The organism is Hyphococcus luteus, from assembly GCF_002943565.1.
Lineage (GTDB): Bacteria > Pseudomonadota > Alphaproteobacteria > Caulobacterales > Parvularculaceae > Hyphococcus > Hyphococcus luteus.
In genome coordinates this window covers 93896-116704 of the sequence record NZ_PJCH01000009.1, presented here as the reverse complement: position 1 = coordinate 116704, position 22809 = coordinate 93896, and the positions used below count along the sequence as shown (strand labels likewise).

The 22809-nt window shown below is 63.3% G+C and carries 20 protein-coding genes; 12 read left to right on the top strand and 8 right to left on the bottom strand.

What is annotated here, in order from left to right:
- Window positions 1–21 precede the first annotated feature (21 nt).
- The 4 genes from CW354_RS12900 to CW354_RS12885 all read left to right on the top strand — a co-directional run bounded on the left by CW354_RS12900 (window position 22) and on the right by CW354_RS12885 (window position 2675).
- The gene (locus tag CW354_RS12900) at window positions 22–531 is read left to right on the top strand and encodes a ClpXP protease specificity-enhancing factor SspB (RefSeq protein WP_207764789.1); all 510 of its coding nucleotides are present in this window, start codon (window positions 22–24) and stop codon (window positions 529–531) included.
- A gap of 105 nt (window positions 532–636) precedes the next feature.
- Window positions 637–2028 (top strand): class II fumarate hydratase, encoded by a 1392-nt coding sequence (gene fumC / locus CW354_RS12895; RefSeq protein ID WP_104830512.1) that lies wholly within the window; start codon window positions 637–639, stop codon window positions 2026–2028.
- A gap of 132 nt (window positions 2029–2160) precedes the next feature.
- Entirely contained in the window at window positions 2161–2379 is a 219-nt protein-coding gene (locus tag CW354_RS12890; protein WP_104830511.1) for a hypothetical protein, read from the top strand.
- A 77-nt stretch (window positions 2380–2456) separates the two neighbouring features.
- Complete coding sequence (locus CW354_RS12885) at window positions 2457–2675, top strand: ribbon-helix-helix domain-containing protein (RefSeq protein ID WP_104830510.1); 219 nt, start codon at window positions 2457–2459, stop codon at window positions 2673–2675.
- A gap of 398 nt (window positions 2676–3073) precedes the next feature.
- On the opposite strand, the gene glnE is transcribed toward CW354_RS12885, so the two are convergent.
- The gene (gene glnE, locus CW354_RS12880) at window positions 3074–5893 is read right to left on the bottom strand and encodes a GlnE family protein (RefSeq protein WP_104830509.1); all 2820 of its coding nucleotides are present in this window, start codon (window positions 5891–5893) and stop codon (window positions 3074–3076) included.
- Between the two features lie 137 nt (window positions 5894–6030).
- On the opposite strand from glnE, the gene CW354_RS12875 reads away from it, so the two are divergent.
- Complete coding sequence (locus CW354_RS12875; protein WP_104830508.1) at window positions 6031–7665, top strand: chloride channel protein; 1635 nt, start codon at window positions 6031–6033, stop codon at window positions 7663–7665.
- Window positions 7666–7670: 5 nt separating this feature from the next.
- Here CW354_RS12875 and CW354_RS12870 read toward each other — a convergent pair whose 3' ends face one another.
- Complete coding sequence (locus CW354_RS12870) at window positions 7671–8390, bottom strand: squalene/phytoene synthase family protein (RefSeq protein ID WP_133162306.1); 720 nt, start codon at window positions 8388–8390, stop codon at window positions 7671–7673.
- Window positions 8391–8544: 154 nt separating this feature from the next.
- Between CW354_RS12870 and CW354_RS12865 the strand changes: the two genes are divergently transcribed.
- Complete coding sequence (locus CW354_RS12865; RefSeq protein WP_104830506.1) at window positions 8545–9144, top strand: superoxide dismutase; 600 nt, start codon at window positions 8545–8547, stop codon at window positions 9142–9144.
- 82 nt (window positions 9145–9226) lie between these two features.
- On the opposite strand, the gene secF is transcribed toward CW354_RS12865, so the two are convergent.
- Genes secF through yajC form a run of 3 tightly spaced genes read right to left on the bottom strand, consistent with a single transcriptional unit; the run spans window position 9227 to window position 12234 of the window.
- Window positions 9227–10192, bottom strand: coding sequence for a protein translocase subunit SecF (gene secF, locus CW354_RS12860; RefSeq protein WP_104830505.1), 966 nt, complete (start codon window positions 10190–10192; stop codon window positions 9227–9229).
- A gap of 11 nt (window positions 10193–10203) precedes the next feature.
- Window positions 10204–11838 carry a protein translocase subunit SecD gene (secD, locus tag CW354_RS12855; RefSeq protein WP_104830504.1) on the bottom strand — a complete coding sequence of 545 codons (1635 nt, stop codon included), beginning with the start codon at window positions 11836–11838 and terminating at the stop codon, window positions 10204–10206.
- A 39-nt stretch (window positions 11839–11877) separates the two neighbouring features.
- Window positions 11878–12234 carry a preprotein translocase subunit YajC gene (gene yajC, locus CW354_RS12850; RefSeq protein ID WP_104830503.1) on the bottom strand — a complete coding sequence of 119 codons (357 nt, stop codon included), beginning with the start codon at window positions 12232–12234 and terminating at the stop codon, window positions 11878–11880.
- Between the two features lie 459 nt (window positions 12235–12693).
- On the opposite strand from yajC, the gene CW354_RS12845 reads away from it, so the two are divergent.
- The 4 genes from CW354_RS12845 (at window position 12694) to CW354_RS12830 (ending at window position 16153) form a co-directional block, all read left to right on the top strand.
- Entirely contained in the window at window positions 12694–13305 is a 612-nt protein-coding gene (locus tag CW354_RS12845) for a TetR/AcrR family transcriptional regulator (protein WP_104830502.1), read from the top strand.
- A gap of 10 nt (window positions 13306–13315) precedes the next feature.
- Window positions 13316–14092 carry a lysophospholipid acyltransferase family protein gene (locus tag CW354_RS12840; protein WP_104830501.1) on the top strand — a complete coding sequence of 259 codons (777 nt, stop codon included), beginning with the start codon at window positions 13316–13318 and terminating at the stop codon, window positions 14090–14092.
- Complete coding sequence (locus CW354_RS12835; protein ID WP_133162305.1) at window positions 14089–15453, top strand: MFS transporter; 1365 nt, start codon at window positions 14089–14091, stop codon at window positions 15451–15453. The genes CW354_RS12840 and CW354_RS12835 overlap by 4 nt, the downstream gene beginning before the upstream one ends.
- A gap of 187 nt (window positions 15454–15640) precedes the next feature.
- Entirely contained in the window at window positions 15641–16153 is a 513-nt protein-coding gene (locus CW354_RS12830; protein WP_104830499.1) for a hypothetical protein, read from the top strand.
- A gap of 448 nt (window positions 16154–16601) precedes the next feature.
- Here CW354_RS12830 and CW354_RS12825 read toward each other — a convergent pair whose 3' ends face one another.
- A complete protein-coding gene (locus tag CW354_RS12825; RefSeq protein WP_104830498.1) occupies window positions 16602–17915 on the bottom strand; it encodes a UDP-glucose dehydrogenase family protein in 1314 nt (437 codons plus the stop codon).
- A 91-nt stretch (window positions 17916–18006) separates the two neighbouring features.
- Window positions 18007–19482, bottom strand: a complete 1476-nt coding sequence (locus CW354_RS12820; protein ID WP_104830497.1) for an undecaprenyl-phosphate glucose phosphotransferase — start codon at window positions 19480–19482, stop codon at window positions 18007–18009.
- Between the two features lie 144 nt (window positions 19483–19626).
- Between CW354_RS12820 and CW354_RS12815 the strand changes: the two genes are divergently transcribed.
- Together CW354_RS12815 and cysQ are read left to right on the top strand one after the other, a co-directional pair.
- Window positions 19627–19851 carry a hypothetical protein gene (locus CW354_RS12815; RefSeq protein WP_104830496.1) on the top strand — a complete coding sequence of 75 codons (225 nt, stop codon included), beginning with the start codon at window positions 19627–19629 and terminating at the stop codon, window positions 19849–19851.
- A 207-nt stretch (window positions 19852–20058) separates the two neighbouring features.
- The gene (gene cysQ / locus CW354_RS12810) at window positions 20059–20856 is read left to right on the top strand and encodes a 3'(2'),5'-bisphosphate nucleotidase CysQ (protein WP_104830495.1); all 798 of its coding nucleotides are present in this window, start codon (window positions 20059–20061) and stop codon (window positions 20854–20856) included.
- On the opposite strand, the gene CW354_RS12805 is transcribed toward cysQ, so the two are convergent.
- The gene (locus tag CW354_RS12805) at window positions 20853–22490 is read right to left on the bottom strand and encodes a hypothetical protein (RefSeq protein ID WP_104830494.1); all 1638 of its coding nucleotides are present in this window, start codon (window positions 22488–22490) and stop codon (window positions 20853–20855) included. The two genes, cysQ and CW354_RS12805, sit on opposite strands and share 4 nt — an antisense overlap.
- Window positions 22491–22809 lie beyond the last annotated feature (319 nt).

Here is a 22809-nt window from a genome sequence, read left to right as displayed (position 1 = left end):
GACCAGAAGGGCGGACCCCAAGTGAGTGAAGACGTCGAACTCGATTACAACGAGCTCTTTCAGGAGGCCCAGAAAAAGGCCTACCGCTTTCTCATGCGCGACGTTTTAGAGATCGTTGCAGAGCTCGGCGACGCCCCGGGCGAGCATCATTTCTTCATCGAATTCGCCACCGGCGCGCCGGGGGTGGTGATCCCTGACCATCTCAAGGAACAATATCCCGAGCGCATGACCATTGTCCTGCAGCATCAGTTCGAGGGCCTCACCGTCGACGACGACAAGCTGGGCGTGACGCTGTGGTTCAAGGGCAAGGAGGCGCGGCTTGAAGTGCCCTTCAACGCCGTCACCCAGTTCGCCGATCCGAGCGCCCAGTTCGGCGTCAGTTTCGATGCGGCCGCGCCGGTGGAAGAAACGGAAGGCTCAGAACCCGAAGCCGCCGCCGAAGCCGCTGAGGGCGAAGAGGACGGCGCGCCCGAAGAGCACAAGGGCGAAGGCGCGGATATCGTCAGTCTCGATTCCTTCCGGAAGAAATAAGCGCCAGGCGGCCGGCGCCGCGCTTGCCTTGGGGGCGGTCGCGGTTTTAAACCCGGCCCCGAACGATCTTCCCTTCCTTCCGCTCCCGCCGAAAGACCTTGCCCCATGTCCAAGACCCGCACCGAATCCGACAGCTTCGGAAAGCTCAAAGTCCCCGCCGACAAATATTACGGCGCGCAATCGGCGCGCTCGCTGATTAACTTTCCCATCGGCGAAGAGACCATGCCGGCGCCGCTCATCCGCGCCCTCGGCGTCGTCAAGCTTTCCGCCGCGCGCACCAACATGAAGCTGAAATCGATCCCGGCGAAAACCGGCAAGGCGATCGAGAAAGCCGCCCTGGAAGTCGCCGAAGGCAAGCTCAACGACCATTTTCCGCTGTCGGTCTGGCAGACGGGCTCGGGCACCCAGTCGAACATGAATGCGAACGAAGTGATCGCCAACCGCGCCATCGAAATTCTCGGCGGCGAAATCGGCTCGAAAGACCCCGTGCATCCGAACGACCATGTCAATATGAGCCAGTCGTCCAACGACACCTTTCCGACCGCGATGCACATCGCAGCGGCCGAAGAGATCAATCACACGCTGATCCCCGCGCTCGAACATCTGCAAGGCGCCCTCGCCGCGAAACAGAAAGCCTTCGCCAAGATCATCAAGATCGGCCGCACGCACTTACAGGACGCGACGCCGGTGACGCTCGGCCAGGAATTTTCCGGTTATGCGGCCATGGTGAAAAACGGGATCAAGCGCGCCAAGGGCGTGTTGCCGTCGCTCTATGCGCTGGCGCAGGGCGGCACGGCGGTGGGCACCGGCGTCAATTCGAAAAAGGAATTCGCCAAGACCTTCGCCGGAGAAGTCGCGTCCTATACGAAGCTTCCTTTCGTCACCGCGCCCAACAAGTTCGAAGCGCTGGCCACACACGACGCCATGGTGGAAGCCCACGGCGCCTTGAACGAAATCGCGGTGAGCCTCTTCAAGATCGCCAACGACATCCGGCTTCTGGGCTCCGGCCCGCGCTCGGGGCTTGGCGAAATCGCCCTGCCGGAGAACGAGCCCGGCTCCTCGATCATGCCGGGCAAGGTGAACCCGACCCAGTGCGAGGCCATGACCATGGTCTGCGCGCAGGTGATGGGCAACAACACGACGGTGAGCTTCGCCGGCAGCCAGGGCCATTTCGAGCTCAATGTGTTCAAGCCCGTCATCGCCTATGACACGCTGCAATCGATCCGTCTGCTCGCCGACGCGTCCGTCTCCTTCACCAACAAATGCGTCGCCGGCATCGAGGCGAATGAAGAGCGCATCAAGTCGCTGATGCAGCAGTCCTTAATGCTGGTGACGGCGCTCGCCCCGGAAATCGGCTATGACAACGCCACCAAGATCGCCAAGACGGCGCACAAAAACGGGACAACCTTAAGGGAAGAAGCGGTCAATCTCGGCTTTGTTACGCCTGAGGATTACGACCGCATTGTCCGGCCGGAAAACATGATCGGCCCGAAATAAGGCGCGATTCCAGCGGGTTGCCCGTCGCCCCGCAGCGCCCAGGCGTACCGGCCCGGCTGGACCGGTTCTTGCCTTAAGCCCCGGAGAGGCTTTTTCTCGCCTGACGCATTTTGGGACAAGGACGCTAATCTCATGGCCGACAAACCTTCCGACAGCCAGCTCCGGCTTCTGCTCGCGCAGTTCCTGTTCGCGCATAATGTGGACATCGAAACGCTTTACAATGCGCTCGGCGCGGATCTTTCCGCCGCCGACCCCGAAGCGGTCTCCCATATGGCGGGCATCATTGACGGCGTGACCCTCGCCACGGCGAAGATCCGCGCCCACGGCATCGACAACTGGGCCAAGAGCTAGGCCGCACTTTCTTTTCACTTGCAGTTTGAGCCCAAACCGGTTTCCTCACTTCGTTGAGGGAGCCGGTTTTTTTAGCCATGCGCAAGCGATCGATCACGCTGAAAGGCCACCGCACCAGCATCGCGCTCGAAGCCGAATTCTGGGACGCACTCGACGCCTTCGCCGAAGCGGACAAGCGCACCCTGCCCGCTCTGATCAATTCCATCGACAGGGACCGCCTCAAACGGTCGCCGCCGCCGGGGCTCGCCTCGGCGATCCGGGTGTATGTCTTGAAGCGCCTTCAGGCGGGAGAGTAAGCGCCTTTATTGCGGCCTTTAGTGGGAAAATCCGCATGCCGGGCAGGCGGGCGCCGTTCATGATAACACGGAAATAAAAGGCGTGGATAAGTCCGCACGGGTTTTCCGGCGGGGGTAATATGCACTCGATTGTCATCCCGGGCGCGCTGCAGCATGCCAATGCTGCTGCGCAGACCTGGGACCCATTGGCGTTTGCAAAGCGCCGTGTCGTGGGTCCCGCATCTGCGCAGCAATATTTCATATTGCAGCGCGTGCGGGATGACAGCGAGAATGGTGCGAGAAAGCCCGTGGAACAATTTACGCAAATGGCGCCAAACTCGGCTGAAAGCCTTGAAAGACGCCGTTTAAAGAAAAAAGAAAATCCGCTTTATGCAAAATGTTTCACGGGCGGCGCGGCGCTAACTCGCCGCGTGGGACGCGACATTGAGCGAGGGGCGGCCGAGCACGATCTGCGCATAGCTGCGCGTCACTTCGTCCGCATAACCGCGCATCATCGGACGCACCTGGTCGAATTTGTGGACGCCCGCGGCGCGCGCGATGAGCGAGCCGAAGCGGCGGCGCACCGGCGCGCGCAAGGGATCGCTCCAGCCGGAAAGCGCGCGCACAAGCTGCAAGCGCGCCCAGAACGCCCGCGCATTGGCGAGCGCCTGCGCCGTTTCTTCGGGCAGGAGACCGGAGCGGGCCATGGCTTCAAGGGCTTCGCCCGGCGCCTTTTCCTGCACGAAGGGATGGGCCGAGGCGTGCTTGTAGATCAGCGTCGAAACGACCAGCTCAACATCGGCGCGCCCGCCCTCGAGACGGTCGATGTCCCAATCGGACGAGGCTTTTTCGCGGCGCATGCGCTGGGCGCGGGCGCGGTCGAGATCGCGGAAGAGAATGTCGGCGCGGCGCGCGCCGGCGACAGCCCCGCGCAGCGCTTCACGCGCGCATTCAGCCGCCGCGTCTTCGCCTGCAACCACCCGGCCGCGGGCGAGCATGATCTGTTCGTGAGCCACGGCCTCGGACTGCACATAGGTCTTGAAGGCCGCGACTTCAGGCGCGATCGGTCCGCCAACGCCGCCGGGACGGTGGGTCGCGTCAGGCGTAATTGCAAAGACGCCTTCGCCGAGCTCGCCCAACGCTTCGAGATAGCGGTGAACGAAAGCCTCGCCCGCATCGCCGGTTTGCGCGCTGGAAATGAAGCCGACATGCGTGGCGGCGCCGGGCAGATGCGGGCCGTCGGATTCAAAGACATGCATGGCGATCTTGCCGGCGGCGGTTTTTTCCGCGCCGGGCGCCGTCTGGCGCACGATGTCGAAGACATTTTTCAGGGTGCGGACATGAATGTCCTCAAACGCCTCCACGGCGGCGTCGAAGCCGCTGGCGCCCGTGGCCGCGCTATAGGCGATGCGCGCCATCAGATCGCGGCGCCATTCGGAAAGGTCGGCGAGCGCCGTTTTGCCTTTCGCCGGCGGCGGCGTGAAACGGCTCAGCCATTCCTTGCCGCTTTGCGGCGTTTCGGCGCCGGGCGCCTCGAAGAAAAATTCCGCCGCGTCCGCCGACTGAACGAGCGGCGCCACCGCTGCGCCGAAGGACCCGAAAGCGTCCACCAGCCCGTCGCGCTGCGGCGCGTCTTCGCCGACAAGCGCAAAAACGTCATGGCCCTCGCCGGCGACGGTGAGAAGCTCATCGAACAGGCGCACAGCATCATTGGGGTGCTGCGTCTCGCCAAAAGCGGTGAGCAGCCCCGGCGCGCAGGCCGAAAAGCGTTTTTCGCCGGCGCGGCCTTCGGCCCGCTCAGCCCAATTGTCGACGGCGGCGGAAAGGCTCGCGCCATTCAAGAAACCGAGGTCTTCGAGCTTATCGGCGTCGCCTTCGTCGGTCTCGGCGGCGCCCCGGTAAAGCGCGATTTCCGCCTGCGGGCCGGATGCGAAGCGGCGCAGCGTATTCGCGGCGTCGGTGCGCGCGCCCTGTATCGCCGCGTCGAGATCCTTGTAGTCGCAATAGCCGCAAAGCAGCGCCAGCGCGCGCTGTTCGTCCTCGCGCTCAACGCCGGAGACCGCCGCGCCTTTCATCATCTGCAGGCGCGAAACGGCGATATGAGCGAGCTCGTTTCCAGAAACCAGACGGCGCGCCACATCTTTCGCGAGCGTGCGGGAGCTGGCCGCCGTTTCGAAAATCTCCCGCGCCGACGACGTGCGAAACACCGGACGCAGCCCGCCGATCGCGAGACGGCACAGACCGGCGACGCGGCGGAAAGGCCCGCGCGGATCATTGTCGGTCTCTTCGACGAAATTCCGCAGCGCTTCAACGGCGATGGGATTGTCCGTCCACACCATTTGTTCGATGTCTTCGAGAAAGGCGCCGCCCGCCGTGCGGTCGCCCGCGACGATGCGGGCCGACCCAAGCCACATCTTCAACGCATCCGCCTGCGGCCCGCCCGCCGTCGCCTTGACGCGCGCGACGCTGTCGGCGTAGCCGGCGCCGCCGACGCCGGAGCCAAGCGGCGTTTTCAGCGCATAAAGCAGATATTCCCCGGGCTTGCCTTCGAAGGCTTCGCGGATTTCGGCGCCGATGCGCACGAAAATCCGGTCGGCCCCGCGCGCCGTCGGGCCGCCAAAAGCCTTTTCGTCATAGAGGATGATCATGTCGAGCGGCCCGTAGGGCGATAGGTCTTCATGAGCGAAGTCGCTGCCGGCGACGACGAAAACGCCTTTCAGGAAATTGTCGGAATCCTCGACCGTCAGTTCGCCGCGTTTCACCGCCGCGCGCACCAGCCAGCGCAGGCCCGTCTCGACCATGCGCTCGGCGAAATCGACCCGCGCCGCGGTCGCATCCGCAACGCTCCACTGACCGCTCATCTCGGCGATGGCGATCGCCACATCGACACGGTTCTTCAAAGGGGCGAGCGCGGCGTGCAGGGCGTCCGGCCCGCCAACGCCGCGATCGAGCGCTGTCAGATCGCGCGCCGCCTCGGCGAGCACCGGCGAGGCGCCGTCGATCAGCGCGGTCGCCGCCGCATCGGGATGAGTCATGCAAAGTTCAGCGAGACGGCGGGTCGCGCCGAAGACCCGCAGCATCAAAAGCCGGCGGTCGGGCTGGTCCAGCGGCGCGCCGGGATCGCCGCCCATGGCCTCGGCCACCGCCCGGCGCCAGCGCTCAAGCGCCGCCGGCGCCCGTGCGGGATCGATTTTGTCGGCCGTGTTGCTGCATGCTGCTTGCGTCGTCGGCGCCGCCATAGCCTTCCCCGTGCCCAAAAGCTGATAGACTTCAGATCATGCCAAGGCAGGGTGAATGCGACGTTAAGCCATTCATGACATTTAGACTCCGCTGGAAATGCTGATATGAACGCTGTTCCTTAACCTTTCGGCCTGTCATGACGCGGAACGTCGCCCGCATCCTTATCGCCCTGCGCAAGCTGCGCCGCTGGCTGCAGAAGCTCGAAGTCCTGCGCGTGTGGATATGCGCGGTGCTGATCGGCGCCGCCGCCGCTTACGGGGTCATCGGCTTTCGTTACGCCATCGACGCCGTGGCGCAACTCTCCTTCGGCGAGACCGAAGCCAGCATGCTCAGCGGCGCTGTTTCCTTAAGCCATTGGCGGGCCTGGGCCGCGCCGGTGATCGGCGGACTTGCGGTGTCGGCAATCCTTTATCTCGCCGACCGGTTTCAGTGGCTCGCCGACGGGCGCGCGCAAGGGGTCGCCGAAGTGATCGAGGCCCGGGCGGTGGCCGGCGGGCATGTCTCCATGCGGACCGGACTCGCCGCCGCCGCCGTCTCCATCATCTCCCTCGGCGCGGGCGCCAGCGCCGGCCGCGAAGGCCCGGCCGTCCATCTCGGCGCGACCATCGCCTCGCGGATCAACCGCAGGCTCGGCTTCGACGCCAAACAAAGGCGCGCGCTGTTGGGCTGCGGCGCGGCGGCGGCGGTGTCGGCGAGCTTCAACGCGCCGATTGCAGGGGTTCTCTTCGCGCTTGAGGTCATTCTCGGCAATTATGCGCTCTCCGTCTTCGGACCGATCGCCGCGGCGAGCGTTTCCGCCGCCATCGTCACGCGCATTCACCTCGGCGATTTCCCGGCCTTTACGCCGCCGGATTACGGCGTCGCTGCGACAATCGACGTGCCGCTCGCCGCCCTCTTAGGCATTGTCTGCGGCCTTGTCGCTTCCGGGTTTCTTCTGTTTACGGAGAAATTGACCGTCGATCTGCGCGAGATCGCCCAGCGCCACAATATTTCCTATTTGCTGTTGCCCCCCATCGGCGGCGTCATTGTCGGTTTTATCGGGATCTTCTATCCGGAAGTCTTCGGCGTCGGCTATGAGGCGGTGACAAAGGCGCTCAACGGGGAATACGCGTTTCACCTTTTGATCTTGCTTGTTTTGATGAAAGGCGCGGCGACCGCCGTCACGCTATCCTGCCGCTTCGGCGGCGGGGTCTTTTCGCCCGGCCTCGTCATCGGCGCCTTCGCCGGCGCCGCTTTCGGCGCAGGCCTTACCGAGCTTTTTCCCGGCGTCACTGCAAACCCGGCCTATTACGCCATGGTCGGCATGGGCGCAGTGAGCGGCGCCATTCTCGGCGCGCCGATTTCTACGACGCTGATCGTTTTCGAACTCACCGGCGAATACGGCATCACCATTTCGCTGATGGTCGCCGTCGCCATCGCCACGCTGATCACGCAAGCGCTCTGCGGAAAATCCTTTTTCCACTGGCAGCTGTCGCGGCGCGGCTACGACCTTTCCGAAGGCCCGCAAGGCATCATTTTAAAAACCATCAGGGTGCGCGAAGTGATGGAGAAAATGCCGCCGGGCTCGCCTCTGCCATCCGAAGCCGAACGGCTCGAAACGCGCCAGTCGCTGGGCGAAGCCCTCGCCAAGCTGAACGAAGCCGAAGAACACGGCCTGCCTGTGGTCGACGCGGAAGACCGCGAACAAGTGGTCGGCTATCTCTCCCGCGTCAAAGCGCTCGCCGCCTATAACAGGGCGCTGATCGAAGACAATATCGAACACCACACCTGATCCCCTCAGTAATGCGCGAACGCCATCGCGGCGAACAAGCGCAACCGTTTGCGCGCCGGGAACGCCTTGCCGCCGCATACGAGATAAGACGGCGTCAGCGAAAGATGCAGCAAGGCGGGCGATGCTTCCGGCGGCGCGTCAGACAGCGCCGGAGCGGTGTCCTTATAGAGCGCCTTTGCGCGCGCATGGGCTTCGGCCGCAAGGTTGGGCGCGACGCCGCCGCCTTCCCGCGCCAGCGCAAAAGCCGTTCCGGCGCCGGCCGCGGCGCGGGCCAGCGCCGCATCGCCGCCCGCAAGCTTCGCCGCCAGCGCGTCGAAACCGCCTTCCGCAGCCTTCAGCCAGCTTTCGAGCGATGCAAGCGATGAAAATCCCTCGCCGTAAAGGGGGCGGGCCGCCGCGTCGAGTATCGCCTCTATATCCGGAGCATAAACCGGCGCCGCCAAGCCCGATTCGGCGAGCGCCTCGACCACGGGATGGGCCCGGGGGGTTTTGCCGTCCCTGATCTCGTCCAGCGCCTCGCGCCACCATTGCAGCCTGATTTCGCCGAGCGGCGGCTCGCTGACCGCCGAAGGGATGCGGCGCAATTCGATCTGGAAAGCGCACAGCGTCATGAGCGCCGGACGCAAGGGCGGTGCGGCATATTGTGACGCAAGCCAGCGATCCTCGTCGCCGCCCCGAACCAGATCGGAACAATAGGCGTCGGATTGTGTTCGTGAAGCGGTCATAGAGGCGCGTGATAACAGAAACGCCGGGAGTAAAGAAAGCTGGCGGTGCGCGTTCAAGGACCGTTGAAAATACAATCTTGAAAAGTTTATCCGCAAGGCTTGCCGTGCTTCAATCGGCGCTTATTTTGGACCCGAGGCAAGAAGAGGCGTATTAATGGCTATCGAACTACCGGACCTACCCTACAGCATGAGCGCGCTGTCGCCGCATATCTCGAAAAAGACGCTCGAATTCCATCATGACAAGCATCACGCAGCTTATGTCGACAAGACGAACGCCGCGATTAAAGGAACGGCGCTTGACGATGCTTCAATTGAAGAAATTGTCAAAGCGGCTGCGGAGAAAGGCGATCAGGGCCTCTTCAACAACGCCGCGCAGACCTGGAATCACACTTTCTACTGGAACTCCATGGCGCCGAAAGGCGGCGGCAAACCGAAAGGCGACATCGCCGCGGCGATCGACGACGCTTTTGGCGGCTATGACGGCTTTAAGGACGCTTTCTCCGACGCCGGCGCCACGCAATTCGGCTCCGGCTGGGCCTGGCTCGTCGCGAAAGACGGCAAGCTCGAAGTCAGAAAAACCCTGAACGCCGAAACGCCGCTGACTGAAGCGGGCGTCACGCCGCTCCTCACCATGGATGTGTGGGAGCACGCCTATTATCTCGATTATCAAAACAAGCGCCCCGATTACATCGCGACGTTCCTCGACAAGCTCGTCAACTGGGATTTCGCGAACGAGAATCTGTCCAAGGCTTAAAAGCCTGAGCATGCCCAAATGAAAAAGCCGCCGGTTTTTCCGGCGGCTTTTTCATTTCTATCATCCGAGAAGAACGCTCCGGCTAAGCTCCGGCCGGAACGGCTTTCGACCAGTCGCGTTTCACATCCGTCGCCAACAGGAAGGGCGAGGCGACGAAGATCGATGAATAGGTGCCGATGACGACGCCCCAGATCATGGCGAGCGTAAAGCCGCGCAAAACTTCGCCGCCGAAAACCGCAAGCGCGGCAAGCGCAAGCATGGTGGTGCCGGACGTCATGATCGTGCGGCTCAGCGTGTCGTTGATCGAAAGGTCGATAAGCTCCGACAGGGGCTTTTGCTTGAACTTGCGCAAATTCTCTCGCACGCGGTCGTAAACGACGACGGTGTCGTTCATGGAGTAGCCCACAATGGTCAGGATCGCGGCGATAATGGCGAGATTGAACTCAAGCCGCGTCACGGCGAACATGCCGAGCGTGATGATCACGTCATGAACAAGCGCGATGATCGCGCCCATGGAAAACTGCCACTCAAAACGCAGCCAGATATAGATCAGCATCATGCCGATGGCGAGCGCGATGGCGAGCGCGCCTTTCTGAATGAGTTCGCCGGAGACGGTCGGCCCGACGACTTCCCGCTTGCGGAACTCGATGTCGTCGCCGAGCAAGGCCTGAAGCGCGTCCGAAGCCGTCGCCAGCGCTTGCTGCTGCGCCCGTTCGGCGGCGCCGTCGCCGTCGGCGCCGTCAACCTGCTGTTGCGCAATCCGCACGAGCACGGCCTTGTCCGTGCCGGCGAAATCCTGGATCTCCTGAACGTCGATGCTGCCGAGACCGAGATCGTTCATGGCTGTGCGCACTTCGCCGATATCGATCGGCTCCTCATCGGCGACCTCGATGGTGACGCCGCCGCGGAAGTCGACGCCAAAATTAAAGCCCAGTGTAAAAACAGCGCCCAGCGACGCAACGACCAGGAGCGCCGAAAAGGCCAGCGCCGCATAACGCATGCGCGTGAAACCGATATGAGTCTGGTCCGGGATTAATTTAAGCAGCATCGCTTCGACCTTTAGAGTTTCAGTTCTTTCGGCCGCTTCGCCAAAAGATAAGCGCCGGCGAAAAGCCGCGTCAGCACGTAAGCGGTGAAAACGGAGGTGACGACGCCCACGGCCAGCGTGATCGCAAAGCCGCGCACCGGTCCGGCGCCAAGCTGGAACATGATCAGCGCGGCGAGGAAAGTGGTGATGTTGGCGTCGATGATGGCCGAGCGCGCCTTGTCATAGCCGACCTCCGCCGCCTTGATCGGCGGTTTGCCGGCGAGCATTTCTTCGCGAATGCGCTCAAAGATGAGGACGTTGGCGTCGACCGCCATGCCGATGGTCAGGACGATGCCGGCGATGCCCGGCAGAGTGAGGGTCGAGCCCATTAGCGACAACAGGCCGGCGATCAAAATGACATTGGCGATCAGCGCCATATCGGCGTAGACGCCGAAACGGCCATAGCTCAAAATCATATAAATGATCACCGCGGCGAACCCGATGATCAGCGCCTTGGCGCCGGCCTCGACCGAATCCTGGCCGAGCTGGGCGCCGACGGAGCGCTGTTCGATGGTTTCAAGTTCGGCCGGCAGCGCGCCGGAGCGGATCAAGAGCGCAGTCTGCGCTGCTTCCTGCGCCGTAAAATCGCCGGTGATGCGGCCCGACCCGTTGGGGATCGGCGTCTGGATCGTCGGCGCCGAAATGATTTCATTGTCGAGCACGATGGCGAACACCGCGCCGACATTGTTGGTGGTGTAATCGCGGAAACGCCGCGCCCCGCGATTGTCAAACTGGAAATTGATCTGAAAAGCGCCGCCATCACTATTCGGGCTGGCGGAAGCCGTGTTCACCATGTCGCCGGTAATTTCAGGATCTTCGACCAGCACCAGCCCCGGCCCGCCAGTTCCTGCAAGATCGGCGAAAGGCACAAGGATCCGGCCCGGCGGCAGAAGACCCGCCGCCGCGTCGGCGAGGCTCACCGTCTGATCGACGCGGTGAAAGGTCAGCTGGCCGGTGCGGTTGATCAGTCTTTTCAAGGCTTCGGGGTCGTTATCGCCGGGCACCTGAACGACGATACGGTCGACGCCCTGGGGCGCAATCAGAACTTCCTTATTGCCGGCGGGATCGATCCGGCGGCGGACGACCTCAATGGAGTCGCGCACCGCCTCGTCTGAATAAAAGCGTTGCGCCTCCGGCGTCATCTCAACCTCGATGCGCCCCCCGTCCGCCGTCACGGTGTAGCTGCGCATCCCGAGCCCCAGCGCGCCGCCAACCCCGCCGCGGGTCAAGTCGCGCACGCGCTTTTCCGCTTCTTCCGCTTCTGCAGGATCGGCGATCAACAGTGAAATCACGCCGGCCTCGTCGTCATAGGAAAGGCTTTCAATCGAAATCCGGTCGCGGTTCGCCGTGCGGTTTGGACGCATCTCCCGGCGAATGTCGCCCATGGTCGCACGCATCCGGTCGTCAATCACCTTTTTCGTGTCGACGCTGAGGAGAAGGTGCGAGCCGCCCTGAAGATCAAGGCCGAGATTGATCGTTCCTTTCGGCATGAAACCCGGCAAGGCGTTGCGCGTTTCTTCGGAAAGCAGGTTCGGCGCCGCAAACAGCGCGCCGAGCAATACCAGCAACGCGACGCCGGCGGTTTGAAATTTCGAAAACTGAAGCATGGGGTGAGCCCGGCTGCTGCGCGCGGAGCGCGCCTGTTTTTATTTTTTGTCTTTTTTGTCTTCGTCGTTGGCTGGCGGCTGCGGCTTGGTGCGCACGTCAGTGAGAGTCGACTTGACGACTTTCACGGTCACATTGTCAGCGAGCTCGACCATGACCTCCTCGCCTTCAAGCACTTTCGTCACTTTGCCGACAATGCCGCCGGCGGTGACGACCACATCGCCGCGGCGGACATTGGAAACCATTTCCTGATGCTTTTTGCGCGCATTCATTTGCGGCCGGATCAGCAGGAAATAGAAGATGAGAAACATCGCCACGATCGGAAAAAGCGATGTGAAAATGCTTTGCGGGCCACCAGCCGTTTCGGCGGCCTGCGCGTAAGCGGGCGAAATAAACATCGGCAGAAAACTCCCTCGGGAAGCGAAGGCCGGAATGCGAGGAAGATGAGCTGCTTAGCCCGCCCCGCCCGGCGGCAAGTCCGCGGGATATATAGCGATCCACAGTGCGGTTGCAATGCGCCGGGCGAGAAGGCTTCAGGCGGCGATGCCTTTGCGCCACGCCTGACCGCCGGCTCACAGGGGCGCGGGGACTCGTTCCGCCGCTCAAAGGGCGGGCGGAGGCACAAGGGCGCGTCCACACAACCTCCGCCGCACCGGGCTTTATCTCTTTCCCGCCTCTTGAGCCGCCTTTCCCCTTTTCGGGACCGATCCCGTCCAGCCCAAACCGACCGTCCAAATGTGAGTAAGCGCTCACTTGACTAACCTTCCATTCCAGCTTATACGTGAGTGAACGCTCACACCCAGCACGCGCCAGGCCGCCGGGCCCGGCCTGCGGGCTGAAAGACGGAGACGGCGACAATGCTGACGGAAAAGACGGAACAAAGCGGCGTCACCGCCGCCCCGGGAACCACCAAGGCGCGGATCGAACGGGCGGCGCTGAGCCTGTTTTGCGCGCGCGGCGTGGACGCCGTGACGACGCGGGAGATCGCCGCGGCGAGCGGCGTTTCCGAAGGGGCGCTCTACCGCCACTACCCGAGCAAGGATGCGCTGAGCCAGGCCATGTTCTTTGCAATCCACAAGCGCCTTGCCGAGGAGGTCGAAGCCGCCGCCGCGGAGGCCGCGAAGATCGAAGACAAGGCCCGCGCCATTGTCGCCGCCTATGTCCGCATCGCCGACGAAGACTGGACGCTGTTTTCCTATCACCTGCTGACGACGCACCGCTTTCTTCCCTATGCGGACAAGTCTGAAAGTCCGAAAAGCGGCAACCCCGTCGCCATCGTCGAAGGCGTCATTATGGACGCCGTAAAACACGGCGAACTGCCGCAAGGCGACGCCGCCCTGAAGACCGCCGCGGCCCTCGGCGTCGTCCTGCAAACGGCGCTTCATAAAATCTACGGCCGGGTGAAAGGCGCGCTTGGCGCGCATGAAGAGGCCCTCGCCCGCGCCGTTATCGCCGTTTTGAAATCCTGAGAGGTTTGTCATGATTTCCTTGTTACGCTCTTTCCTGTTTCAGGCCGCCTACTGGCTGACCTCGATCTTCTTCGCGCTCGGCGCGATTCCGCTCTTGCTGATCCCCAACCGCAAGCCGCTGATGTTCTGGACCCTCGGCTATACGCGGACCATGTGTTTGTGGATGCGCGTAATCGCCGGCATTCGCATTCGCGTCGCCGGCAAGGAAAAACTGCCCGACGGGCCCTGCATCATCGCCGCCAAACACCAGAGCTGGGGCGACGGCTTTTTGATGTTCTCCCAGTTTTTCGATCTCGCTTTCGTCACCGGCGACCATCTCGAGAATTTTCCGCTGGTCGGCGGCATCCTCAAGAAGATGGGCGCGATCGTGGTGGACAATTGCGGCGGCGCTTATGCGAGAGCGCGCCTCGTCGATAACGATCTTGAAAGGGCGCGGACGCAAAATCGCCGCATCCTGATCTACCCGGAAGGCCATCTCGCGCCGGTGGGGCGTCAATATCGCTATAAAAAAGGCGTCTATCATATGTATGAAGCCTATGGCTGCGCCGTGGCGCCGGTCGCCACCAATCTCGGCCTTCGCTGGCCGCAACAAAGCTGGCGCCTGCGCCCCGGCGAAGCGGTGATCGAATTTCTTGACCCGATCGAGCCGGGCCTGAACAAGGAGACTTTCATGGCCCGGCTTGAAACCGCTGTCGAAGCGCGCTCCATTGCGCTGCTGGGCGAGGAGACGCCCGAAGGCGTCGAAATCGGCGCCCTCCTCCCCGATCCGCGGAGCCAGGCCAGTTGAGCGCCCCTGACACAACAAAACCGTCGAAAACGCCGCTGTTTTTCCGGCGGCGCTTCCTGCCCATGTGGACGGCGCTCTCCTTCGGCGCTTTCGCAGACAACACCCTGCGTCAGGCGCTCCTCATCGGCATCCCCGCGGGCGTCATTTCCGTGCCGTTTTTCCCCGACCCGGACGACGCCATCCCGCTCATCGGCGCGCTTTTGCCGGCGGCGATCCTCATTTTTTCCTCTGTATCCGGACAATTGGCGGACAAATACGAAACCTCGCTGATGTTCCGGCGCACGAAAACCACCGAACTCGTGCTCATGCTGACGGCGGGGGCGGCCTTCGCTTTCGGCTGGGGCGGGCTCGCCATCGCCATGCTGTTCGCCATGGGCGCGCAATCGGCCTTTTTCTCGCCGGTGCGCGTCGCGGCCATGCCGAAATATCTCGCCATGGACGAGCTGGTGCGCGGCAACGGGTTTTGCAATGCGGGCGTCTTCACATTCATTCTCCTCGGCTATGTTTTCGGCGGAACGCTGATCGCCGCGCCGGGCGGCGGCGCCCTTGTCGGCGCGACTCTCGTGCTTGCCTCCTTGACCGGCCTTGCCGCCGCATGGTTCGCGCCTTACGCCGCCGCCAATGCGCCGGATCTGAAACTGAGTTTCAACGGCTTTAAACAAACCGCGCTCATGTTCCGCCATGCCTTTGAAGCCCGCGGCGTTGCGCCGCCGCTTCTCGGCGCCGCCTGTTTCTATTTTCTCTCCACGGCCATCACCGTCGTCATTCCGCTTTACGGGCGGGACGCGCTTCATGCGACGCCGCTGGTCTGGGCGGCGCTTAACGGCTTTTTCGCGATTGGCGCGGGAACCGGCGCGGTAACGGCGGCGAGCTTTGCGAAAGCGCGCTCCGGGCTCGGCGCATCCGCCTTCGCCATCACCGCAGCAGGCGTTTCCTGCATCGCAATCTATATCGTGACGCCGTTCGCTGCGGGAACGCCGGCGGCGCCCATGACGTTGCAGGGACTTTTTTCCTCCGCAGGCGGCGGCGTGCTGGTCGGCGTGCTCATTCTCACCTCCGGTCTCGCCGGCGTTTACATCGCCCCCCTGCAGGCGGCGATGCAGCGCCGGGCGCCGCGCGAGACGCGCGCGCGCATCATGGCCGCCGCCGCCTTCACCTACGCCGCCTTCGCCATCCCTGGCTCTTTGTCGGTGCTCGCCATCACCCGCACCAACGCCGATCCGAGCCTCGCCTTCATCGCTGCGGGGATCACCATGCTCGCCATCGGCGCCGTCATGCTCTATCGCCGGAAAACCCTCCCCGAAGGGCTTTATGACGAAATGCTCGGCGCGCCGGCAGGCGCCGCGGCGCACAGGCCGTAACACAGCCGCGCCGCCGCTTTCCCCGTCCGGGGCCCCGTGATATTCATCTTCTCTTAACCTTCCCGCCGGACCGGACGTTTTTTCGGGCCGCCGCCGGGAACTGAACGGCGGAAGCGCCTGTTTTCCGGAGCCTTTGGCGCATCCGGTTAACGGGACGGCAAGGACGGGACGGTATTTTCCACAGCCTATGGAACTGACCTTCGCCATTATTGCGATCTGCCTCGTCTTCGGATTCATCGCCGCGCTCGCCTCATTCCGGCCCGGCCTCATCCCGGAGATCGGCTCGAGCCTCAGGCAGACGGAAACGGTGAAGAAGTTCTCGCCGAAAAACACCCTGTTCATTATCGGCCCCGGCGCCAATCACCCCGCCTGCAAGATGCAGCGCAGGCTTTTGAAGCCCGCCATCGCGGCGCTGATCCGCGAGGAGGTCTCGGTGATGGAGGTCTATGGCGAGGCGACGCCGCGCCAGAACGGAGAGCCCATGGACTGGCTCGATCCGGCGCTGTTGCGCCATGCGCTGAACGCCGAAGGCGGATTTTTCGTCATCTATGTGGACGAGGAGGGCAAGACGCTGTTCCGCAGCGAGGCGCCCGTGGTGACCTCGGACATTCTCCGCCGCGCGCGCCTCGACATCGACGCGCCGTCGCGCAGCGGCGCGTCGCGCAAAAACGCCATTCTGAAAAAACTCCGCGCCGCCTGAAGCTTCCCTTCCCGGCGCTGCATTTTGCCCGCGCGCCGTGGAACAATTTGCGTAAACCGGATTCCCTTTTTCTTTTAAACGGCGTCTTTCCTGGCTTTCAGCCGAATTTGGCGCCATTTGCGTAAATTGTTCCACGGGGATGCATCCTGTATTTTGCGATCCGCCCTTCTTCGACTCCCCACGCTTGAAGCGTGGGGTCCAGAGGCCGCCAGCAAGCTCCGGCGTAAAAGATGGACGCCACGCTTGAAGCGTGACGAGTCGCAAGAAGAGAATTTGACCTTCTATCGCCGGTTCTGCGAACACGGCTTCGGGCCTTCACGGGGCCACATGCATAATACCCCCGCGGGAAAACCCGTGGATACTTATCCACGCCTTTTACTTCCGTGCTATCATGAACGGCGCCCGCCTGCTCCGGATGCGCAGAACTGCGCGCGCGAGGCGGAGAAGGCTAGGATTTCCTCGGCCGGCCGATGGAGTAATAATCGATCCCGGCTTCCGCCATTTCATCGGGACGATAGATGTTCCTGAGATCGACCATGACCGGCGCCTTCATCAGCGACTTCACCCGTTCAAGATCGAGCGCCCGGAATTCGTCCCATTCGGTGACGATGACGACGACGTCGGCGCCGTCGAGCGTCTTGTAAGGCCCGTCCACATATTCGACGTCTTTTAACAGCCCTTCCGCCTCGCGCATGCCGACGGGATCGAAGGCGCGGACATGCGCGCCCGCCGCCTGCAGCGCCGGCACGATGTCGAGCGAAGGCGCGTCGCGCATATCGTCCGTATTCGGTTTAAATGTCAGACCGAGAACGGCCGCCGTCTTGCCTTCCAGCGCGCCGCCGCAAGCCTCGATGACGCGGGCCGCCATCTTCTTCTTTCGGGCGTCGTTAATCTCGACCACCGCCTCGACGATCTTGGTCGGCGAGTGATGGACCTGCGCCGTGCGCACCAGCGCGAGCGTGTCTTTGGGAAAGCACGAGCCGCCATAGCCCGGCCCCGCATGCAGGAACTTCGGACCGATCCGCCCGTCCAGCCCGATGCCGCGGGCCACTTCCTGAACATTGGCGCCGACTTTTTCGCAAAGATCGGCCATCTCGTTGATGAAAGTGATCTTGGTGGCGAGAAAGGCGTTGGAGGCGTATTTGATAAGCTCCGACGTCGCCCGGTTGGTGAAGACGATCGGCGTTTCGTTGAGATAAAGCGGCCGGTAAAGCTCGCGCATGATTTTTTGCGCGCGCTCGTCCTCGGCGCCGACAATGACGCGGTCGGGACGCTTGAAATCCTCGATCGCCGCCCCTTCGCGCAAGAACTCCGGATTGGAGACGACGGAGAAATCGGCGTCCGGGCGCGCCCTGCGGATGATCTCCTCAACCTCCGTCCCGGTCCCCACCGGCACGGTCGATTTGGTGACGACGACCGTATAGCCGTCCATCACTTCGGCGATTTCCTCAGCCGCCTTATGGACATAGGAAAGATCGGCGAAGCCGTCGCCGCGGCGCGACGGCGTGCCGACCGCGATGAAAACGGCGTCGGCTTTCGGCGTCGACGCGGCGGGATCGAGACTGAAGGAAAGGCGCCCGGCCTTCACATTTTCCGCAACCAGCGCCTCTAGGCCCGGTTCGTAAATCGGGATCTCGCCCTTTTCGAGCTTTTCGATTTTCGAGCGGTCCTTGTCGACGCAAACGACCTCATGGCCGAAATCCGCGAAACAGGCGCCGGAAACAAGCCCGACATAACCGGTGCCGATCATGGTGACGCGCATGGCCGAAATCCTACTGGTAAAATCTCGCGCCTTAAACGGCCCTTCGGCGATAAAGCGCACCGCAAAGACGCATTGCTCTTGGCCCCGCGTCTTAAACGGCGTTTTGCGGAAAAACCACTGCTTTGACGGTCAAAAACAGGATTTTTATATCAAACCAGGGTGACCAGTTATCGACATAGGCGAGGTCGTAGCGCACCCGGTCCTCCATCTGCTCGTTTTCGGAGGTCTCGCCGCGATAGCCGTTCACCTGAGCCCAGCCGGTGATGCCGGGCTTCACCTTGTGGCGGCCGGAATAGTTCTCGATGGCGCGCGCATATTGGTGGTTGTGGGCGAGCGCATGGGGGCGCGGGCCCACAAGCGACATCTCGCCCTTGATGACGTTGAACAGCTGCGGCAGCTCGTCGAGGCTGTAACGCCGCAGGAAACCGCCGAGCGGCGTGATGCGCGCGTCGCCGGCCTTGGCCTGCGTGATCACGTCGCCGTCCTCGGCGACGGTCATGGTGCGGAACTTATACACCTTGAAGACGGCGTTGTTGAAACCGTGGCGCTTTTGCGCAAACAGGATCGGCCCTTTGCCCTGCAGCTTGATGGCGACGGCGATTGCGAGCATCACCGGGGACAAGGCGATCAGCGCAAGCGAGCCCAGGAGGTAATCTTCGAGCGTCTTGATGACGCTGCCCCAGCCTTCGAGCGGGCGCCGGTAAAGCGACAAGACCCGGACGCCGCCGACGCGGGAGATGGCGCCCCCGAGATGGTCGAGCCAGTGAATGTTCGGACAAATGGCGATGGAGACCGGCAGGATCGACAGGCGGCGCACCAGCATCTGCATTTCTTCGGTTGACGCGCGCGGCGTCGCGATGACGACATCGTCGATTTCGCCATGGCGCGCGGCGTGCACGAGATCGTTGAGATCGCCTTTGATGGCGACCCCTTCGCCGACGCCGTCGCCGGCGTCGGCGAGACCGGCGGCGTAAATGCCGTCGACAATGAGCCCCGCAGGCGAGGCTTTTGCATGTTCGGTGAATTTCACCCCGAGCGCCGTCGCGCCGACCACCGCCACGCGGCGCGCAAAGACGCCGCCGTCGCGGCTCATCTTGCGCACGAAGGCGTTCGCCGACAGGCGCACGGCGATCACCGACGACACCGCCGTCACCGACCAGGCGCCGAGCCAGGCGCGCGAGAAATTCTCCGAAATTTTCAGGGCGAATCCGAAAGCCAGAAGTCCGAGCAGGACGAGCGCCCAGCGCGAAACGATGGCGCGGGCCGGATGCTCGGCGCCGGCGGCCTGATCGAAATCGTAATAGCCGTCGCGGCGCATCAGCGCCGTCAGCCCCGTCGCGCCCATTATGCCGGCGGCGGCGTAGTACTGAATGTCGAATTCCGAGCCCAGGTAAAAGACATGATAGACATAGGCGACGAGCACCGCCGTCAGGATGACGACGATAAAATCGACGAACTGCACAATGTCGCCGAACAGCGCGCGCGCCATCGGACCGCGATGGCGAACCCCGTCGCCGGAAAAATTGTCGGCATTGTCAGCGCCGCTGCTGAGGCCCTGCTCCCCCATTCCAGTCTTCGCTCCCAGTCCTCTCAGGCCAGTCCCCAAGGGGCCCTCCTCCGGCTACAGACGGCGCGGAATGAAGCGGCCCGATGTTTGAATGTCAATTAAACAAGAATAGGACTAATTTACGTCAAAAAGGTTACCTGTGCCATGTCGAAACAGTTTGCGTCTTTCTACGTGAGCTGGCGGGACGCCAAGGTGCGCCCGATCGGCCTTTTCGCCGATGAGCGCGATTATGGCCGGGCCGCCGCCGCCGCGCTTCAAACGCGCCTAAACCAGCTCGCCGACGAAGGCTGGATCATCCAGGACGTCCTCGCCGCGCCGGGCCTGACCCCGCGCCAGACCGCCGCCTTCACCATTGTCGCCTTCCGCTGACCCTCCATAGGACGCATATCCGCCTCTAACGCCTCCGGCATAGCGGAAGTTCCCTTCCCTCCCGACAGGGCGGCGCCCGCGTCTGCATTAACAAAGCGAAAGAAACTTCCAGCGCCCATCCGCTCATTCCGGCGATTTGCATTTTCGGCGCAGACCGTGGCAAATCGCCGTTTTGCTTTCCCCCGCCCTTGCCGCCATGGAGCCCTAATGAGCGATCACCATTTTACAGACGAAGCGCTGACCGAAACGCTTTGCGCCCTCGCCCTCAAGGCCGGCGCCGCAGCGATGGAGGTCTACGCCCGCGATTTCGAAACGCAGACCAAGGCGGACGCCTCCCCCGTCACAGAAGCCGACGAGCTTGGCGAAAAAATCATTCTCGACGGGCTTGCGGCGTTCGCGCCGGAGATCCCGGTGCTGGCGGAGGAAAGCGCCTCGGCGGGCAAGATTCCCGACCCGCTGGGCGATGTGTTTTTCCTCGTCGATCCCCTCGACGGCACCAAGGAATTCGTCAAAAAAACCGGCGAGTTTACGGTCAACATCGCGCTTATCGAACACGGCCGGCCGGTTTTCGGCGTCGTCTACGCCCCGGCGGCGAACCGGCTTTATTTCGGCGGACGGGACGGCGCCTGGAAAGGCGAAGTGACCGATTATGTCATCAGCGCACGCGACATCATCCGTGTCCGGACGGCGCCTGAGGAAGGGCTCGTCGCCGTCGCCAGCCGCTCGCACCGCTCGCCTGAGACCGACGCCTATCTTGAAACGCTGAAGGTCAGCGACTTCACCGCCGCCGGCTCGTCGCTGAAATTCTGTCTTGTGGCGGAAGGCGCGGCGGACGTCTATCCGCGTTTCGGGCGCACCATGGAATGGGACACCGGCGCGGGCCAGGCCGTGCTCGAGGCGGCGGGCGGGCGCGTGCTCACCCATCCCGAAGGCGAGCCGCTGACTTACGGCAAGAAGGCGCGCGGCTTCGACAATCCGCATTTCATCGCCTGGGGCGCGCGCTAACGGTAATCGGTCGCTGTCGACGGAAACAGGCCCGCCGGGGCCGGCGCGTCGCGGCGCACCCAGATTTCCCAGAGCGCCGTGCGTTCGACCATCTTGAACTGCGTATAGAGCATCGCTTCGGCGCGGCCTTTGGCTTCCGTGGTTTTCGGATCCATCTCAAGACGCGGCACGAAGACGACGCTCGCCTCATTTGCGGCGGCGGGGCCGTCCGCCCGGCAGTCGCGTTCTTCCGCCAGCACGCAGGCCGTGTCGGCGCCGGTGAGGAAAGCCACATCGAGGCCTTCCGCCGCAATGACGCGCGCGCGCGCCGCCGCCTCGAGCAGCATCGCCGACTGGTCCACCGGCGTCAGGGCGAAAAACGCCCGCGCTTCGGGCGTCGAGAAGCGCCCTTCCTCCACCCATTTCGCAATGGTCGGCCCCCCCGGCTGGACCAGCGCAAGCTCGCTGCGGATGTTTTCCGGCGCCTCTTTCGCGGCCCGGTGCTGCAGGGAGAATTGCCCCGCCGCATGAACGGCGACGGCGCCGGTCCAGAACAGGGTGAGCGCTGCGGCGGTGAGCGCCGTCGCCACGCTCGCCCGGTCATGCTCGCGAAACAGCCCATCGTAAAACGGCGAGGAAACGGAAAAACACGCAAGCGCCGCGGCGAATGCAAAGACCGGCAGCGCGCTGGCGCCGGCGAGTTTCGCGGCGATCAGCCCGGCGACCATCAGCGCCGCAGACGCCGCCCAGTTTTTCCAATGGGCGCCGCCGCCGAAGACGGCGCTTGAAAGAATGACGATCAGCGCGCCATAGGCGGCGCCGCCAAGCCCCACGGCGCTTTCTCCGCCCTTGAACAGCGCATGCAACTCGAGCGCGCCCGGCGCGGCGCCCGCGCGGGCGAGATTAACGCCCGGCGCCATGACTTCCATGAGCCCGGCGGCGAACGCAAAGCCGATGAGCGCGCCGGCGTAGCGCCAGAGGCCTGCGCGGCCGGTGAGAAACGGACACGCCGACAGGAGAATGAATCCGATGAGCGCAAAAGCCGGATGAAGCAGCCACAGGGCGGCGAGCATGAGCCCGGCAAGCGCGCCTTCAAATCGCGCGCGCCCCGGACTGTCGTCGGCGGACGCCGTCAGGAAGCAAAGACCGCAGACAATAAACAGGGCGAGACCGAACTCCGGCGCGCCGGAAAAAGGCGCGGCTATGAAACCGGCGAGCGCAGCTGTTGCGAGTGTCACGAAAACCGCCGGAAAGCGCGTGATGGCGATAAAAGCAAAGGCATAGGCAACGAGCGCTGCGCCAATGGCTTTCGCAACGAGATGCACGCGGCCCGGCGCGTCCACAAAAATATCCGCCGCCATCAACAGCAAAAGATGAAACGGCGCGTCCTGCGCGGCGAGATCGGCTTCGCCCGCCATGACCGCCCGCGCCTCGGCGATGGGGCCGATCATGTCCACGGTCGGCGACAGGCTAAGCAGCGCCGGCGACAACAGGGCCGCCGCCACAAACAGGGACGCCGCGCCGACGGACCACAGAAAAACCCAGCCCGGCTGGCGCCATGAAAAAAGGCGCATGGCCATGGACCGCGCTCTCGGCGCTCCCGCGCGCCATGCAAATTCAGGCTCGATCGTCTCCCCGGCGGCGGTTGTATTCATTTGAGACACCTTTGCTGCCCTCCCGCTGGGCGCGGCCTGCAGGAGACCGGACGCCGGGAAGGACATTGCAAGCGGCCTGCCGATCGCTCGCCTTAAACGGGAATTTCGGAAAAAGAAGGCCCGATTCCGGCTTTGCCCCGCCGGCGGCGCTGCTATGGTCCGGGAGCTGGCTCGAATGGCGGCAAAACCGGCGGAACCAAATGGACAGACGCCCGGAAGCCGCGATAGTCATGCCTCGCCGATCCCGCTTCTTAACGAATGAGCGCCGGAAGCGTATCGGTTTGCTGAAAGGAACGTCTGATGTTCGGCTCCCGCAGCC

Coding starts and splice junctions, on each gene's coding strand:
- fumC (WP_104830512.1), top strand. CDS start 637: ATGTCCAAGACCCGCACCGAATCCGACAGCTTCGGAAAGCTCAAAGTC.
- CW354_RS12890 (WP_104830511.1), top strand. CDS start 2,161: ATGGCCGACAAACCTTCCGACAGCCAGCTCCGGCTTCTGCTCGCGCAG.
- CW354_RS12885 (WP_104830510.1), top strand. CDS start 2,457: ATGCGCAAGCGATCGATCACGCTGAAAGGCCACCGCACCAGCATCGCG.
- glnE (WP_104830509.1), bottom strand. CDS start 5,893: ATGGCGGCGCCGACGACGCAAGCAGCATGCAGCAACACGGCCGACAAA.
- CW354_RS12875 (WP_104830508.1), top strand. CDS start 6,031: ATGACGCGGAACGTCGCCCGCATCCTTATCGCCCTGCGCAAGCTGCGC.
- CW354_RS12870 (WP_133162306.1), bottom strand. CDS start 8,390: ATGACCGCTTCACGAACACAATCCGACGCCTATTGTTCCGATCTGGTT.
- CW354_RS12865 (WP_104830506.1), top strand. CDS start 8,545: ATGGCTATCGAACTACCGGACCTACCCTACAGCATGAGCGCGCTGTCG.
- secF (WP_104830505.1), bottom strand. CDS start 10,192: ATGCTGCTTAAATTAATCCCGGACCAGACTCATATCGGTTTCACGCGC.
- secD (WP_104830504.1), bottom strand. CDS start 11,838: ATGCTTCAGTTTTCGAAATTTCAAACCGCCGGCGTCGCGTTGCTGGTA.
- yajC (WP_104830503.1), bottom strand. CDS start 12,234: ATGTTTATTTCGCCCGCTTACGCGCAGGCCGCCGAAACGGCTGGTGGC.
- CW354_RS12845 (WP_104830502.1), top strand. CDS start 12,694: ATGCTGACGGAAAAGACGGAACAAAGCGGCGTCACCGCCGCCCCGGGA.
- CW354_RS12840 (WP_104830501.1), top strand. CDS start 13,316: ATGATTTCCTTGTTACGCTCTTTCCTGTTTCAGGCCGCCTACTGGCTG.
- CW354_RS12830 (WP_104830499.1), top strand. CDS start 15,641: ATGGAACTGACCTTCGCCATTATTGCGATCTGCCTCGTCTTCGGATTC.
- CW354_RS12825 (WP_104830498.1), bottom strand. CDS start 17,915: ATGCGCGTCACCATGATCGGCACCGGTTATGTCGGGCTTGTTTCCGGC.
- CW354_RS12820 (WP_104830497.1), bottom strand. CDS start 19,482: ATGGGGGAGCAGGGCCTCAGCAGCGGCGCTGACAATGCCGACAATTTT.
- CW354_RS12815 (WP_104830496.1), top strand. CDS start 19,627: ATGTCGAAACAGTTTGCGTCTTTCTACGTGAGCTGGCGGGACGCCAAG.
- cysQ (WP_104830495.1), top strand. CDS start 20,059: ATGAGCGATCACCATTTTACAGACGAAGCGCTGACCGAAACGCTTTGC.
- CW354_RS12805 (WP_104830494.1), bottom strand. CDS start 22,490: ATGAATACAACCGCCGCCGGGGAGACGATCGAGCCTGAATTTGCATGG.